16 protein-coding genes are annotated in these 15,302 nt (G+C 45.7%); 1 reads left to right on the top strand and 15 read right to left on the bottom strand.

Features of this window, described 5'->3' with window-relative positions; genetic code table 11:
* Positions 1 to 4: 4 nt before the first annotated feature.
* The 5 genes from spoVT to pth all read right to left on the bottom strand — a co-directional run bounded on the left by spoVT (position 5) and on the right by pth (position 6,373).
* Positions 5 to 547 (bottom strand): stage V sporulation protein T, encoded by a 543-nt coding sequence (spoVT, locus tag MHI25_RS00270; protein WP_036678783.1) that lies wholly within the window; start codon positions 545 to 547, stop codon positions 5 to 7.
* Positions 548 to 802: 255 nt separating this feature from the next.
* The gene (locus tag MHI25_RS00265) at positions 803 to 1,855 is read right to left on the bottom strand and encodes a peptidylprolyl isomerase (RefSeq protein ID WP_076282728.1); all 1,053 of its coding nucleotides are present in this window, start codon (positions 1,853 to 1,855) and stop codon (positions 803 to 805) included.
* Positions 1,842 to 5,366, bottom strand: coding sequence for a transcription-repair coupling factor (gene mfd / locus MHI25_RS00260; protein WP_076186834.1), 3,525 nt, complete (start codon positions 5,364 to 5,366; stop codon positions 1,842 to 1,844). Before mfd ends, MHI25_RS00265 begins: the two co-directional genes overlap by 14 nt.
* Positions 5,367 to 5,497: 131 nt before the next feature.
* Positions 5,498 to 5,728 (bottom strand): anti-sigma-F factor Fin family protein, encoded by a 231-nt coding sequence (locus MHI25_RS00255; protein ID WP_036678789.1) that lies wholly within the window; start codon positions 5,726 to 5,728, stop codon positions 5,498 to 5,500.
* Positions 5,729 to 5,812: 84 nt separating this feature from the next.
* Positions 5,813 to 6,373: an aminoacyl-tRNA hydrolase gene (gene pth, locus MHI25_RS00250; protein ID WP_076130069.1), complete on the bottom strand. Its 561-nt coding sequence runs from the start codon at positions 6,371 to 6,373 to the stop codon at positions 5,813 to 5,815.
* Positions 6,374 to 6,498: 125 nt separating this feature from the next.
* Between pth and MHI25_RS00245 the strand changes: the two genes are divergently transcribed.
* Positions 6,499 to 6,699 (top strand): hypothetical protein, encoded by a 201-nt coding sequence (locus MHI25_RS00245; RefSeq protein WP_036678792.1) that lies wholly within the window; start codon positions 6,499 to 6,501, stop codon positions 6,697 to 6,699.
* Positions 6,700 to 6,787: 88 nt separating this feature from the next.
* Here MHI25_RS00245 and MHI25_RS00240 read toward each other — a convergent pair whose 3' ends face one another.
* From MHI25_RS00240 to rnmV, 10 genes are all read right to left on the bottom strand, one after another.
* The gene (locus tag MHI25_RS00240) at positions 6,788 to 7,741 is read right to left on the bottom strand and encodes a ribose-phosphate diphosphokinase (RefSeq protein WP_036678796.1); all 954 of its coding nucleotides are present in this window, start codon (positions 7,739 to 7,741) and stop codon (positions 6,788 to 6,790) included.
* Between the two features lie 87 nt (positions 7,742 to 7,828).
* Complete coding sequence (gene glmU, locus MHI25_RS00235; protein ID WP_076138495.1) at positions 7,829 to 9,229, bottom strand: bifunctional UDP-N-acetylglucosamine diphosphorylase/glucosamine-1-phosphate N-acetyltransferase GlmU; 1,401 nt, start codon at positions 9,227 to 9,229, stop codon at positions 7,829 to 7,831.
* Between the two features lie 272 nt (positions 9,230 to 9,501).
* Positions 9,502 to 9,789 carry a septation regulator SpoVG gene (gene spoVG, locus MHI25_RS00230; RefSeq protein WP_020425826.1) on the bottom strand — a complete coding sequence of 96 codons (288 nt, stop codon included), beginning with the start codon at positions 9,787 to 9,789 and terminating at the stop codon, positions 9,502 to 9,504.
* A gap of 209 nt (positions 9,790 to 9,998) precedes the next feature.
* A complete protein-coding gene (gene purR / locus MHI25_RS00225) occupies positions 9,999 to 10,826 on the bottom strand; it encodes a pur operon repressor (RefSeq protein WP_036678807.1) in 828 nt (275 codons plus the stop codon).
* A gap of 75 nt (positions 10,827 to 10,901) precedes the next feature.
* Entirely contained in the window at positions 10,902 to 11,756 is an 855-nt protein-coding gene (gene ispE / locus MHI25_RS00220) for a 4-(cytidine 5'-diphospho)-2-C-methyl-D-erythritol kinase (RefSeq protein ID WP_076194958.1), read from the bottom strand.
* Positions 11,757 to 11,896: 140 nt separating this feature from the next.
* The gene (locus MHI25_RS00215) at positions 11,897 to 12,073 is read right to left on the bottom strand and encodes a small, acid-soluble spore protein, alpha/beta type (RefSeq protein WP_036678812.1); all 177 of its coding nucleotides are present in this window, start codon (positions 12,071 to 12,073) and stop codon (positions 11,897 to 11,899) included.
* Between the two features lie 143 nt (positions 12,074 to 12,216).
* On the bottom strand, positions 12,217 to 12,492 hold the full coding sequence (locus MHI25_RS00210; protein WP_019914493.1) for a Veg family protein: 276 nt from the start codon (positions 12,490 to 12,492) through the stop codon (positions 12,217 to 12,219).
* Positions 12,493 to 12,768: 276 nt separating this feature from the next.
* Positions 12,769 to 13,671 carry a sporulation peptidase YabG gene (gene yabG, locus MHI25_RS00205; RefSeq protein WP_036678813.1) on the bottom strand — a complete coding sequence of 301 codons (903 nt, stop codon included), beginning with the start codon at positions 13,669 to 13,671 and terminating at the stop codon, positions 12,769 to 12,771.
* A 165-nt stretch (positions 13,672 to 13,836) separates the two neighbouring features.
* On the bottom strand, positions 13,837 to 14,721 hold the full coding sequence (rsmA, locus tag MHI25_RS00200; protein WP_076138498.1) for a 16S rRNA (adenine(1518)-N(6)/adenine(1519)-N(6))-dimethyltransferase RsmA: 885 nt from the start codon (positions 14,719 to 14,721) through the stop codon (positions 13,837 to 13,839).
* A complete protein-coding gene (rnmV, locus tag MHI25_RS00195) occupies positions 14,718 to 15,269 on the bottom strand; it encodes a ribonuclease M5 (RefSeq protein WP_036678817.1) in 552 nt (183 codons plus the stop codon). Before rnmV ends, rsmA begins: the two co-directional genes overlap by 4 nt.
* Positions 15,270 to 15,302: the final 33 nt, after the last annotated feature.

Raw genomic sequence — 15,302 nt, 5'->3', positions numbered from 1 at the left:
AAGATTACTGCTCCATTTGTTTGCCCAGGAAAGCGGCAGCCGTTTCGGCCATTTTTATTTCCATTTGCGCCATCTTCGCCGAATCATCCTTGCTCACCATCACTACACAACCAATAGGATCTCCACCGGAAATGATCGGTGAGGCTACATATGAGGACACCAAATCCGGATGATCTTTAGCAATTTCATAACTGCCTTCATTGGTTTCTAACACAGTCTTACGGCTGTCCATGACTTTCTCCAGCAGCACTCCTACCTGTTTCTCCAAATAATCTTTTTTGGAGCCGCCTGCAAGGGCAATGAAGGTGTCACGATCAGCAATCATCGTAATGTGTCCAGTACCTTCGAACAATGACTCCGCGTACTCTTTTGCAAAGTCACCCAACTCACCAATCGGAGAATATTTCTTGAGAATGACTTCACCGTCCCGATCGACGAATATTTCCAGTGGGTCTCCTTCTCTAATACGAAGAGTACGTCTAATTTCTTTGGGAATAACCACGCGTCCGAGGTCATCAATACGGCGAACAATTCCAGTAGCTTTCATTTCACATGTGCCCCGCTTTCTTAAGAAGTATGGTCTTACTACTGTCCATTATGGGAAAGGATAATCCCAGTGATTTATCGTAATATCTGACCATAGTATTCATCTCTTCCCAGATCCTTATACATAAGCTGACATGTATTAATATCTGCATCAAGATAAAGGTAGTTCTTCAACCGTTTCTGCGAAATAAAAAGCCATCTTCACTTTAAGTGAAGATGGCTTTTCTAAGGTAAGCTTGTCCATATTTACCGATGTTTATTCAGCGGCATCTGTAGCACTTGGAGAAGCACTTGGGGATGCGCTTGGAGCTGTAGTGGCTTCTGTTCCACTATTTGTTCCGGTTTCATCTGCGGCAGCAGAGCTTTTTGGCAGATTGATGTTCTCAATAATGGCTTCCAGATCCTTTTCCATGAACGTTTCTAGGTTCTTGGATACAATTGAGCTCTTAATGCCTTCTTTTTGCTCATCCGTTAACTGGTCAAAAGTCTTGTCTGTACGGGACTCCACCTTGATGATGTGGTAACCGTAAGAAGTTTCTACAGGATCACTGATGGTATTTAGAGGCAAGGTCTGAGCAGCCTTCTTAAACTCCTCCACATAAGTGCCTACAGCTTTATCTTTATATTCTCCGCCTGCCTCTTTAGAGCCAGTATCGTCAGAATATTCCTTAGCGATGGCTGCGAAATCAGCACCGCCATCCAGCTTCGCCTTAACTTCTTTCGCTATTTTAAGCGCTTCTTCGCTGGTACGCTCTTTGTTGTCTGCATCTGTCAGACCAATTAGCACATGACGCAGTGTGGCAACCGTAAAGTCGCCTTTAGTCGCTTCGAATTCTTTGACAACTTCATCATCAGTCACTTTAAGCAGCATATCCTGATAAACTGTCAGCACACGCTCCATATAAGTACGAATATCTTTCTCTGTAACGTCAGCATCTTTCAATGTCTTCTTATAGGTATCGCCCAACTGTTCCTTAATGCTTGCGATTTGAGTATCGGCTTCTTTCTCCGCTTGCTTTTTCGCTTCATCCGTTGCTTGGGAAGCCAAATATTCAAAGCCCACTTCTTGCTTCAGAATGGACTCCTTAAACGCATCGATTTCTAAATATTGCGCTTGTTGTGGAGAGAGAAATTTCATGATTTTCTGATCCATTGCAAATTCCTTTTGTGTAATCGTTCCACCTTTATAAGTGGCCACAGCTTGATTATCATCCGCACTATTTCCACATGCTGCTAGCATAGAAAAGGAAACTGCCGCTGCCAATGAAACGAGCAGCACTTTCCATGATTTTGTTTTATTTAACGACATTGTGTAGTTCTCCCTTCGATTTAAAAGACTGTTTAGCTTCCTTAAGAAACTGTTCAAGCAAGTCAAGCAGCTGTTTATCACTTAAATCTTTCGATTTGACCCGGATACTGGCTTTCGCATCCCTATCAAATTGTACACGTCTTTCGAAGCTATTTCCAACTTTGGCGAGTTTCGCTGTGTCTAAAGCGCCGAGACTTCCCTCATAGAAATTCAAGGTAACATCATCTCCGCGTCTAATCATGGAATCAATGCCATACATTTTTCCATACACTTTCAAACGAGCGACCGATAGTAGATTCACCACGGCTTCAGGTAACTCACCGAACCGATCCAAGAGCTCATCTTCAAGCTCGGAAGCATCATCGAAGGAGGTTACTGCCGCCACTTTTTTATAAATTTCAATTTTTTGGATACTGTCGTAAATATACTCTGACGGCAGATACGCGTCAATCGACAAATCAATGACTGTATTGCCTTCTTTCAGGGATGTATCTTCCTCCCCAAGCACAGTAACCTTACGCTTACGAATTTCCTCCGCCAGCATTTGTGAGTACAGATCAAACCCCACGGATGCGATAAAGCCATGCTGCTCTGCACCCAGCAAGTTACCTGCACCGCGAATAGACAGATCTCGCATCGCTATTTTGAAACCAGAGCCCAGCTCCGTAAATTCCTTAATAGACTGCAGACGTTTCTCTGCAACCTCTGTCAGCACCTTGTCCCGTTGATACGTGAAATAAGCGTAAGCGATCCGATTGGACCGGCCTACACGTCCACGCAGCTGATAGAGCTGAGACAAGCCCATTTTATCCGCATCATGCACAATAAGTGTATTAACGTTCGGAATATCTACGCCCGTCTCAATAATACTTGTGCTGACGAGCACATCGTATTCTCCGTCAAGGAAATCGAGAATGGTCTTCTCCAGCTCAGATTCCGACATTTGACCATGTCCGATGCCAACTCTAGCCTCAGGAACAAGCATAGAGATTTGAGCGGCCATTTCTTGAATGCCCTGCACACGATTATAGAGATAATAGACTTGACCACCACGGGCTAATTCCCGCTCTACAGCTTCCCGCGTAAGGGTCTGGCTATGCTCCACTACATACGTCTGTACAGGGAATCTGTTCTCTGGCGGGGTCTCAATGACAGACAAATCCCGCACTCCGAGCATCGACATATGTAGCGTACGAGGAATTGGAGTTGCAGTCAGCGTAAGAACGTCTACATTCGTTTTCAGTTTTTTCAGCTTTTCTTTATGAGTCACGCCGAAACGCTGTTCTTCATCCACAATTAATAACCCCAGATCCTTGAATACAAGGTCCTGAGATAACAGACGATGTGTACCGATAACTACGTCGACAGTTCCTGCCCTAACGCCTTTAATCGTCTCGTTCTGCTCTTTACGGCTGCGGAAACGACTTAAGACCTGAATATTAAGCGGGTAATTAGCGAAACGTTCCCGGAAGGTCTCATAATGCTGCTGAGCCAAAATCGTTGTCGGGACTAGCACCGCCACCTGTTTACCTTCAATCGCTGATTTAAAAGCCGCCCGAATAGCCACTTCAGTCTTACCATACCCAACATCACCGCAAAGCAATCGGTCCATTGGCCGGTTTTGTTCCATATCCTTCTTAATCTCTTCGATAGCCCGAAGCTGATCTCGGGTCTCCTCGTAAGGGAACATTTCTTCAAATTCATGCTGTTCCTGTGTATCCTTTTCAAAACCATATCCTGCGGCACTTTGGCGCTCAGCATATAGCTTTATCAAATCATCAGCAATATTCTGAACGGAGGAACGAACCTTATTGGTCACTCGTGTCCATTCGTTGCCGCCTAGCTTATATACTTTCGGCTCTTTATCTTCGGAACCGACATATTTCTGAATCAGGTCAATCTGCTCAATCGGAACTGAGAGCTTATCGCCGCCAGCATACAGAATATGCATGTAATCACGGTGAATACCGCTGACCTCAAGCGTGCCGATTCCCATATATTTTCCGATACCATGGTTCTGATGGACGACATAATCACCGATTTTCAGCTCTGTGTAACTCTTGATCCGTTCTGCATTATCTATTCCTTTGGAGATCTTCCGTGCCTTCCGCTGCTTCTGAGAGAACATTTCTCCCTCAGTTATAACAGCTAGATGAATAGAGGGCAGCTCAAAACCAGAACCCAGATTTCCTTGTACAATCATCGGCTCGTTAATGCCGTAATCATAAAGAACTCTGCGCACTCGTTCAATCCGTTCCTCACTGCTCGCAAGCATCATTACCTTAACACCGGACTTCTGCCAACGCTCCATTTCCGATTTCAGCACATTCATCTGGCCATGGAAATCCTGCATTCCACGACTGATAAACCCAAGAATGTTCTGAGGCTGAATATGCGGAACCTGACGTAAAAAGATTGACATAAACAGGCTTTGGAACGGGCGCTGATACATAACAACATCCGTATCGACAGAGAGATCTAGATCCGGCAATGATTTGCCGTTTTGCAGCAAATGCAGATTCCATTCCGATTCATCCCGTTCAAGCTGTCTCGCCGTTTCGAGCAGTCTTGTCGGCTCATCTAGAATAAGAATGGTATCCTGGGCCATGTAATCAAATAAATGAGAGCGTTCAGGATATAAAAGACTGATATATTTATAGATCTCCGGGAAATAAGTACCTTCCCGCAGCATTTCCAGCTCACGGCCAATTTCTTCCCGCAGCCTGAGCTTCGCCTGGCGATCCGCCATCTTCTCCAACTGTCGCTCCATCATAGCTGAGGCTTCAGCAGAAGCAGATTCCTGGCGCAATCTACTAGCTATAATCTCTTTAGCCGGTGTAATCTTCACACTACGTACCTTATCAATAGAACGCTGATCCACTGGATCAAAAGTTCTTATGGAATCAACCTCATCGTCAAATAACTCAACCCGATAAGCAAAAGGAGATGTCATTGGATAAAAATCAATTATTCCACCCCGTACGCTCAGTTCACCACGATTTTCAACCCGCTCTACTCTTTCATAGCCCATTTCAATCATGGACATCAAAAATTCATCCAGAGCAAGCGTTCCATCTTGGGAAACGGTGACTTGTGCCTCTGCCATAACCTCTGGGGCTGGCAGCAATCTACGCACTCCTGAGTAAGGAACTACAACAATACCACGGAAGCCCTGAGCGCATTTGGTCAGCACATCTATACGCTGAGCCAGTGTCTCTGGGCTTGATACAGCCGCTTCTGCAGCCACTAGTTCATTGGCGGGATAGAGCAGAACCCGGTCAGGGGAAAGCGCTTCCTGCAAATCATCGGCCATCTTCTGGGCCGAAAACATATTATGAGTCACTACAAGTAAGGGACGAGTTGTCTCTTCATGTAATGCTGCAAGCATAATCTGTCTAGCAGAACCTGTAAGCCCCGAAATGAGCTGCTCTTTCATACCTGCAGCAACACCATGGGTGATAGACTGGAAATCGGGATCCTTGGAAAAAGCTTCTATAAGACCTTGTAACAACAGGCGCACCTCTCTTACTAAACAGGCTAACGGTGGCATAGCCACCGTCACCTATTATGATTGGAATCGAAAAGAAGCCTCAGCTGTAACGCCAAGGCTTGCGGATGACGATAGAGACAGGCGCTTCCACCTTACTGAAGCGGACTTGTCAGCAGGCTAAGCTCCGGATTGTTCTCTAAAGCCTCCTTGCAATAGTCGCAAGTAACCTTTACCGTGATTTCACCTTCTGAATTATACGCTATTATATCTCTGCGCTCCGCAGGGGTCAAGGAATGAAGGCCCAACTGCATTTCTGTAACATCACTTCTATTAATACTGCCTAGAGATGTCTTACAGTGCCTACAAACATAGTTTATTGCCATCTATATGCCTCCTGAAGGTACTATATACCTTCAGTATGTCCGGGCAGCTTCATCTTTAGCCTTAAAAACAACAGGGTTTACAGATTAACCATTGAACTTAGCCATTGTCTGCTCGAATGAATGCTGTAAGCTGTATTCCAGTGCATCACAAGTATTAAGGATCATTTGCTTAAGCGGATCGCTTTCCTTCTTAGGAAAAGTAGAAAGAACATAATCGACAATAGCAAAACCTGGCTCAGGACGAGAAATACCCATTCGTACCCGATTGAAATTCTGTGTTCCTACATGCTGTATGATGGATTTAATTCCATTATGTCCACCAGCGCTTCCTTGATAACGCAAGCGGACTTTTCCGATTTCTGTATCCAAATCATCATAAACGACGATCATATCTTCAAGTTGAACTTTGTAATAATCCATATAAGCGCGAACGGCCTCACCGGATAAGTTCATAAAGGTCATGGGCTTAATCAATACGGTTTTGACGCCACCAATGACCCCTTCACCGATGACGGATTTACATTTGCTCTGGTTGAAGGCAATTCCGTTCTGGGCAGCAAGCTCATCCAAAGCCATAAAGCCAACATTATGCCTTGTTTTCGCGTACTGTGTTCCGGGATTTCCCAATCCGACAATCCATTTCATTATCGAACCTTTCCTTTCCGTTCGGGCTCTCCGGCAAGAGGAGTCCGTTTTTGGTACAATAGATCTAATCTACATATCTCTGTGCAACCAGAGCGAAATTATACTCCGAAGACAGGTGATAACCCATGCCGCACAAAGGCGAATTATTGACACATCAACGCCATTTTCAGTACCACATCCAATATGCTGTGCCCGTGGAAATATACAAGGGCGACGTGCATATTGATATCGGTGTATTAACAGCGGTAGACGAAGCTTTCGTGGAGCTACAAGGGACACTATATAACCGCAGTTTATTCACCTTTGTCTCCCGTCCCGGATATTAAATCCAGTAGTTCTACCTGTAGCACGCCGATAAGGGTTACATCTCCGAGAACGGAGGTGTAACCCTTTTGTACTATTCATTCGTTATATTTATTCAATCTCGAACAATTTACTAATCGACAACTCTTCATGAACGCGGATAATTGCCTCACCCATAAGTGGAGCCACGGACAACACCTTGAGCTTAGAGGTTGGATTCGCGCTGCGAATTGGAATGGTATCCGTCACGATAATTTCTTTGATTGGAGAATTCTCCAGACGCTCGTGTGCAGGACCAGACAATACTGGGTGTGTACAGCATGCGTATACTTCCTTCACGCCGCCTTCCATCAAAGCATTAGCACCAAGTACGATCGTTCCAGCGGTATCGATGATATCATCGATCAGGATGGCTGTTTTGCCTTCGATATTACCGATGATGTTCATAACTTCGCTGACGTTAGGTTCTGGACGACGCTTGTCTATAATAGCCAGTGGAGCGTTCAGGAAATCAGCAAGCTTTCTTGCACGTACTACACCGCCATGGTCCGGCGATACGACAACTGGGTTCTCGATTTGCTTGGAACGGAAATACTGAGCCAGAATCGGTACACCAAGCAAGTGATCCACTGGAATATCGAAGAATCCTTGAATCTGCATGGCATGAAGATCCATCGTGATTACACGGTGAGCGCCAGCCTTTTCAATTAGATTCGCTACCAGCTTAGCGGTAATGGGGTCACGGGAACGGGCTTTACGATCTTGACGGGCATATCCGTAGTAAGGGATAACCACGTTGATGCTTTTTGCGGAGGCACGTTTAAGCGCATCTACCATAACCAAAAGCTCCATCAGGTTATCATTTACAGGGCCACAAGTGGATTGAACAATATAAACATGGCATCCCCGAACGCTTTCTGACAGCTTGACCTGAATTTCTCCATCGCTGAAACTTGTGGTGTGTGATTCACCCATCGGAATCCCGATGTAATCAGCAATTTGACTAGCTAGCTTAGGATTGGAGTTACAGGTGAAAATCTTTAACTTGGAATCACAATAAGTCATAAAATATAAACCCTCCGTGACGGAATTTAGCTTTCCAAAGGCGCCGGCGCGGAAATATAAGTCCGTCCGGCGCTTCTTAGCAACGCTTTACGATGGACTCGAGTGGTCTTTCTTCGCTTTTGCACGGGAACGGATCTTCTCTGCATATCCCGGTTTGTTCTCTTGTCTTACTCTAGCTACAGCCAGATCGTTCTCGGAAACGGAACGTGTAATTGTCGAACCTGCTACAACAAAAGCCCCTTTGCCCACAGTAACTGGAGCAATAAGGTTAACATTACTGCCAATAAAGGCATCGTCTGCGATTGTTGTCTTGAATTTATTATACCCGTCGTAGTTAACGGTAATCGCACCGCACCCGACGTTTACATTCTTACCTACAGATGCGTCGCCGACATAACTAAGATGTGACACTTTTGAACCGTCACCAATAGTAGCATTCTTGATCTCGACGAAATCTCCAACCTTAACTTCTTCTCCAAGCACAGAGCCTGGACGCAAATAGGCAAAAGGCCCAACGGTTGTCCGTGCGCCGACTTGAGCTTGATTCAATACGGACTGCTTAATCGTTGCATCATCCATAATCTGACAGTCTTCGATTTCACTAGCCGGTCCGATCACACAATTGTCCCCGATTACAGTCTTCCCTTTCAGGATGGTTCCTGGATAAAGCGTAGTATCTGATCCGATAACTACATCTGCTCCGATATAAGTGGAGGCTGGATCAATGATGGTCACACCGCCCAGCATGTGTTTACGATTAATACGTTGACGCATAAAGGCTTCCGCTTCGGACAAAGCTAAACGATCATTAACGCCGATAGACTCAGCTGCGTCATGGGTCTGATATCCTAGTACGGTATCCCCTTGTGAACGAAGAATCCCAATCACATCAGTCAAATAATACTCCTGCTGGTTATTACTGTTCGTTACCTTCTCGAGTGCAGCAAATAATTTAGCATTATCAAAACAATAAGTGCCTGTATTGATTTCTTGAACGGCATCTTCTTCAGTAGTGCAATCCTTCTGCTCTACAATCTTCAGAACGCCGCCATCTTCACCACGAATAATTCTTCCGTAGCCTGTAGGCTTTTCCATAACAGCTGTCAATACGGTTGCAGCCGCATTACGCTGTTCATGAAGCGCCATGAGTCCTTCCAGGGTCTCCGTGGTTACGAGTGGTGTGTCTCCACAAATAACTATAGTTGTTCCTTCTTCGCCAGCAAGTAAATCCTTTGCTTGTTTGACAGCATGGCCAGTGCCGAGCTGAGTTTCCTGCAGAACGTATTCCGCTCCTTCACCTACATAGGCCTTAACTTTCTCTGCGCCATGCCCAACAACAACAACGGTGCGCTGGCATCCGGTCGCTTTTACTGTATCAAGCACGTGCCCTACCATCGGCTTACCGCAAACGGGGTGCAGCACCTTATATAATTTAGATTTCATTCGCTTGCCTTGACCTGCGGCAAGTACTACAGCCATTCTTTTCAAGAATGCCAACCTCCTACTCTTGAACTCACTACTGAATATATCTCATTCCGGGCAAAAAGAAAAGAGAACCATGAAGTCATGGTTCTCTTTTCTATAAACCCCAAGTTAGAAAAGCATTTATCGCTGCCTTTCGAAGATGTCGTCAAATCCTTCACCAGCAATAGCTTTTCTTGCAAGATCAGGCTGCTAATTCATGAAGTGTATGTCGGTGTGATCTTATCAAAAACGGCGGATCCTACGCCACCCAAAAGGTAGCCGTCTTCCGAGGAAGCCTAAGCTCCCTCTTCAATAACTTCTTCTTCTTCCGTAGCGGCGCGATCGTACTCGGCCAGAACCGCGGATTGAATCTTCTCGCGTGTTCCCGAAGAGATCGGGTGCGCGATATCGCGGAATTCGCCGTCCGGTGTACGCTTGCTGGGCATTGCAACAAACATCCCATTATTGCCATCGATGACGCGAATGTCATGAACAACAAACTCGTTATCGATGGTAATGGATGCGATTGCTTTCATTCTCCCCTCAGAGTTAACGCGGCGGAGTCTGACATCCGTAATTTGCATGTGTGTGTTCACCACCTTTTTCCATCAGAGACTTGGTGTATAATTCCACACAGCAAAGCGAATTCCTTCTTTTTGATTCCATAAAATACCTAAAAAAGAAATATATTTTTTGGGATATGTTGTTTTCGACATACATCGAGTAGTTTTCTTAATATTCCTTACGTTTTCGACAATTTCCACGCTTTTTGAAAATGTAAGAGAATGGCTAATCAAGAGGAAAAGTAGTTGCCCGGATGCGCCGAAATTCTCCGCTCTTTCGAGTCTACTTCACTTAGTTTTACCAAGGACACGTAATCGTGCAACAGACGCTCTTCCGTCTCTACAGCGCCTGATTCCACTAAAACGCCTACCCCAGCAACCTCGGCATTAAATTCACCGAGCAGATCGACCATACCACGTACAGTCCCTCCCGCCTTCATGAAGTCATCTACGATAAGTACTCGCGATTTCTCCTTGAGTGCACGTCTGGAGAGAGACATTGTGTGTATGCTTTTATGAGATCCTGATACGTAGTTAATACTTACTGCTGATCCCTCTGTAACCTGATGGTCACGTCGCACAAGCACTACCGGCAAGCCTAGCTGTGCTGCTGTTGCATAGGCTAGTGGAATGCCTTTCGTTTCAACGGTCATCACCACATCGATTTCCGATCCGTAAAAGGCCGTTGCGATGATCTTACCCGCCTGTTCCATCAAAGACGGCAACCCAAGTAGATCCGACATATACAAATAACCGCCAGGCAATATCCGGTCAGTCTGCTCTAGCTGCACACATAAGCGCTGCACAAAGGTAAGCGCCATATCTTTAGGCATAACCGGGATATAACGTACTCCACCCGCTGCACCAGCTAAAGTCTGCAGCTCTCCGATGCCTTCACCTTCAAATACTTCTTTTATGATTGCCAAATCTTCACTAATGGAGGACTTAGCCGCTCCATAGCGATCGGCAAATATAGACAGCGGCAGTAGTTCATGCGGCCGCTCAAGTAAAAACTGAGTCATGTCTACCAAACGTTGGCTTCTTTTTAATTTCTTCACGGAATGCTCCTCGCCAAAACCGAATATTTTAGAAAAATATATCACTTTTGTACGGGTTTACACAAGAGAAGCAGACTAATTCAGTGATCTCACTGCGTAGACTTCCTTGCAGAACCCTCGCAGTCCGTTGTAAATCCTTGCTACTTTAGACTGCTTGGACACTAACCCGAATACGGTAGGTCCGCTGCCTGACATCAGTACGCCATCTGCTCCAAGCTTTATCATCGCTTCCTTAAGCTGCTGAACCTCTGGATGCAGCTTTAGGGTAACATCTTCAAGCACGTTGCCTAGATGGTTGCACACGCCCCCAAAGTCTCCAGCTTCTATCGCTTGCTGCATCTTTCGAGCAGAAGGATGAACCGCTATATTATTGCTCCGAACGCGTCCATACACTTCTGCAGTCGATACATTGATCGGTGGTTTCGCCAACACAACCCAGCATTGTGGCGGGTTATTGATTGGTGTCAGCTTTTCGCCTCGTCCTGTAGCCAAGGCTGTGCCGCCTGTGACGCAGAAAGGTACATCAGAACCCAGCTCAGCGCCAAGCTCCTGTAGCTCCTGCGCAGGAATACCCAGACGCCACAGACGGTTTAGACCGCGTAGCGTAGCTGCGGCATCACTGCTGCCGCCAGCCAGGCCAGCCGCAACCGGAATTCTTTTATCCAGATGGATATGTACCCCATTCTTCACGTTATAACGGTCTTTAATAAGCCTTGCCGCCTGGAAAGCTAAATTTTTCTCGTCCAGGGGAATATAACCAGCCTGACTTGATATTATAATAGTATCCCTTGGCAGCTCAGACAGCTCTAAGCGGTCTGCTAAATCTACCATGGTCATAATCATTTCCACCTCATGAAAACCGTCAGCACGTTTGTGCAGCACATCCAGCATCAAATTAATTTTAGCTGGTGCCTTTTCATACATTTTCAAGGCGTTCACCCACCTTCAGCTTTTCCCGTAAAAACAACTTAACATATTATATGAGAAACTTCTAATGAAGTCCAATAATAAAAGGGTGTCGCCATTTAGACGCACCCTTTTTCAGTAATATTCACTTTATAGCCTAAAATTTAAGATTTCCGCGCAGCCTGTTCAGCAAGCTGTATCGCTTTTTTCACCATGTTGCCAGCGTCTTGAGTTGTAATTCCACCCCAGCCCTCACGTTCCACGGTTTCATAAAAACCCAGCTCCTTGGCTAACTCTGTCTTCAATTCCTCCGACATCATGCCTCGTTTTCTGCGGCTCATTACGGAATTCCTCCCTTATGAAAATAAATGATTAACCCGTTGCCCAATTAGTATGCTTGCTTAGCACACGGATCATGCACCAAATATTTGTCCCAAAAAACGCAAACAAAAAACAGCCTCCAAGGGAGACTGTTCGTGAAACATTAAGCTTTAATATACATAATCCGCATCTGCCCATCGTCTTCACAAACTGTGATTTCCACAGATTCAGTAAGTATATCGGCATAGCTATAGGAGACTCGCTTAAAAGTTTGCTGCTCCTGATCCAGTTTGACAATAAATACAGAAGGGTACGTTTCTTCCAGGACACCTGTGCGTTCAACGGTTTTACGACGACCTCCGTTTGCACGCAATGTGATCTTATGACCGACGTGAGCTTCAAGACTGCGTTTGATTTCCAACAGCGCGTTATTAGCCATTACCTGACGACCACCTCTTTTCTTGTCCATTATACAACTTTTTCAGGACAATGTCAAAGCAAATAAATAATTAATTATAGTTGATGCATATTTCGTTGTCAACGGAATTTTTTTGCGAGAAATCAGCGCCGGACTAATATCCTTGTTATCTGTAATATAGGCATTACAAAGAAAAAAAGAAAGGGTTAAGCTCAGCGCTCACCCTTTCTTTCGGATATTCTATTCAGCCCATTCAAATTACCTATATTCCTGACACCATAGACCTATCTCTGCCGCTTAAATGGCTGATGGTGTCACTTTTAGCGCCGACAGATTCTGCAGTCGCGGCATTCCGATGCGGAAGCTGCCACGGGTCTCAACACCACCAATACCCTGATTGCCGCTGATGGTATTATTCAGAACATCGCTAAGATTTACAGTATCCCTGATGGAAGTAAAGGATGATTTTGCTGCTACATACACGGGATCCAGAGCATGGATCAAAATTCGACCAGGTGAACTGGCAAAATTAGCTCCAGCTCCAAGTAAGGCCTCGAAATGAGATTGGCAAGCACCGGCAACAATAGTCAACGCATCAAAATTCCGCTCATACTCCCTAGCTACCCTAATAGCAGCTATAAAGTTTTGCGAATTTTTATAGCTATTCAGACTATACAGATCGTAAGTATGCTGTTGCTTCAGTACCCCATCATGACCAGTGATCACTACAATATCTGGGCGTACACGGGGCAACAGCCGGTATAACGTATCAGCCATTGCAGATTCATGAACATGATGCCCTTCAGCGGGAATCCGCAGCTGCTCGTATAAGCTAAGGCTCTTATTCAAATATGCCGGATCGCCATCCAGATGCAGTACTTTACCTGGCACTTCAAAATAAGGAGCTTCCTTGGACGGTGGAGCCCATGTCCCCTCTGTTAGGGTTCCCCCGCTCCGCTGACTTTGCTCCTGACGGTCCTTCCGCAGCTGTGTCAGTGATTCCTTCGCTTTGATCTGTGCTTGCTGTCCCCGTTCCGTTATTCGGGTAGGAGGCACTTGAACCAGGTCATCCAGAGGAGAATCCGCCAACAGGCGGAAATCTGTGCCTTTAATGACGGCTCTATCCTGCACGATATTATCTACACGAAATGTTAAATCACCGCCATAAGATTTGCGAACGACCAAGTCTCCTAAATTCATTACAACCACCACCTCTACCCCATCGTATGGGCAAAGGCCTCAGTTGGTTCATAACTCGCCATATTTTTAAAATATAAGAATGTATAATGCTCCACCAAAATAACATCCTTATATTTCTACGAGAAACGGTTGTCGTCCTTTAAGACAACAACCGTTTCTTATTGCTTATTCAATTCCAGCGGCTAGCAAAACACTGCTTAAGCGGGCGTATTCTTCAAGACTGAGTGTTTCTCCGCGACGGGTCGGTTCAATACCCGCTTCTGCGAGTAAAGCCTCCAGCTGCTCACGTCCTTGTTCAGGGAAGTAACGAGCCTTCAGATTGTTAGCAATCGTCTTGCGGCGCTGTGTGAAAGAAGCGTGAACCACTTCAAAGAAATGCTTCTCACTCTCCACCTTTACCGGAGGATGCTCTCTAACCTTCAGACGGATAACAGCAGACTCCACATTAGGTTGAGGGATGAATACCGTACGTGGCACGATACAGACGAGCTCAGGCTCGCTGTAGTACTGCACGGCAATGCTAAGACTTCCGTATTCCTTTCCACCTGGAGATGCAGCCATACGCTCCGCAACCTCCTTCTGAATCATTACAACGATGTTATCAAGGGGAAGCTTCTCTTCGAGCAGCTTCATCAGAATCGGAGTAGTCACATAATAAGGCAGGTTAGCAACCACACTGACCTTGTTCACAGTGGTGAAATCTTCCTTGAACATTTCCTGCAAGTTCACATTGAGGACATCATCGTTACGAACCTTAACATGGGGATAGGGGGAAAGTACGTCTTTTAATATTGGAATCAGTCTACGGTCAATCTCTACGGCAGTTACAGCACCCGCTGTTAGTGCCAGACGCTCCGTCAGCGCTCCAATTCCCGGCCCGATCTCCAGCGCCCCAGAATCGCTATCTAGTCCAGCAGCGTCTACAATCTTGTCCAAAATATTTTGATCAATCAAAAAATTCTGTCCCAGGCTTTTCTTGAACTTGAATCCATAACGTTGAATAATCTCTTTGGTCCGTTTTGGAGTCGAAATTTCCTCTCTACCACTCATGAAGTAATGCCTCCCTGATCAATTTGGGCGAGAGCCCCGGCAAATTCCTCCCGCGTAATCCCAAACATCGCCAGCCGCTTGTACAGCTGTTTGCCGTTACAATATCCGATTCCAAGCAAATTACCAAGCGCCATACGTCTTTCAGCAGCCCGAGGGTGTACAAGCATTCCAGCGGCCATAAGATCATCAATACCAATCAAAGCAGGTGCTCCTTCAAAAGAGGTATGTACATTACGCAGCGCATGACGAATCGCCTCTGGCGATGCATTCTCTACACCGATATCCCCTTTTCGAGTTGCGTCCTTCTCTGGAATAAAAGCATGCTTGCAGCCCGGCACCTTCGCTGAAACGATTTTACGAATTCGCTCCCCAGCATGGTCCGGGTCCGTAAGAATAATAACCCCTCTACGTTCCATAGCAAGCGCGATCTTAGCAATTACAGTCCGGTTTACAGCAGAGCCGCCTGTCTCAATGGTATCCGCTTCTACAGCACGCTTAATGGCTACGGTATCGCTTTTGCCTTCAACGACGATTAATTCCTTAATCATATTTCTTGACTCCTTCCAAAAAAAGCAAAAAGA

The organism is Paenibacillus sp. FSL E2-0177, assembly GCF_037992975.1.
GTDB lineage: Bacteria > Bacillota > Bacilli > Paenibacillales > Paenibacillaceae > Paenibacillus_AQ > Paenibacillus_AQ odorifer.
This window is presented reverse-complemented; position numbering and strand designations above follow the sequence as displayed.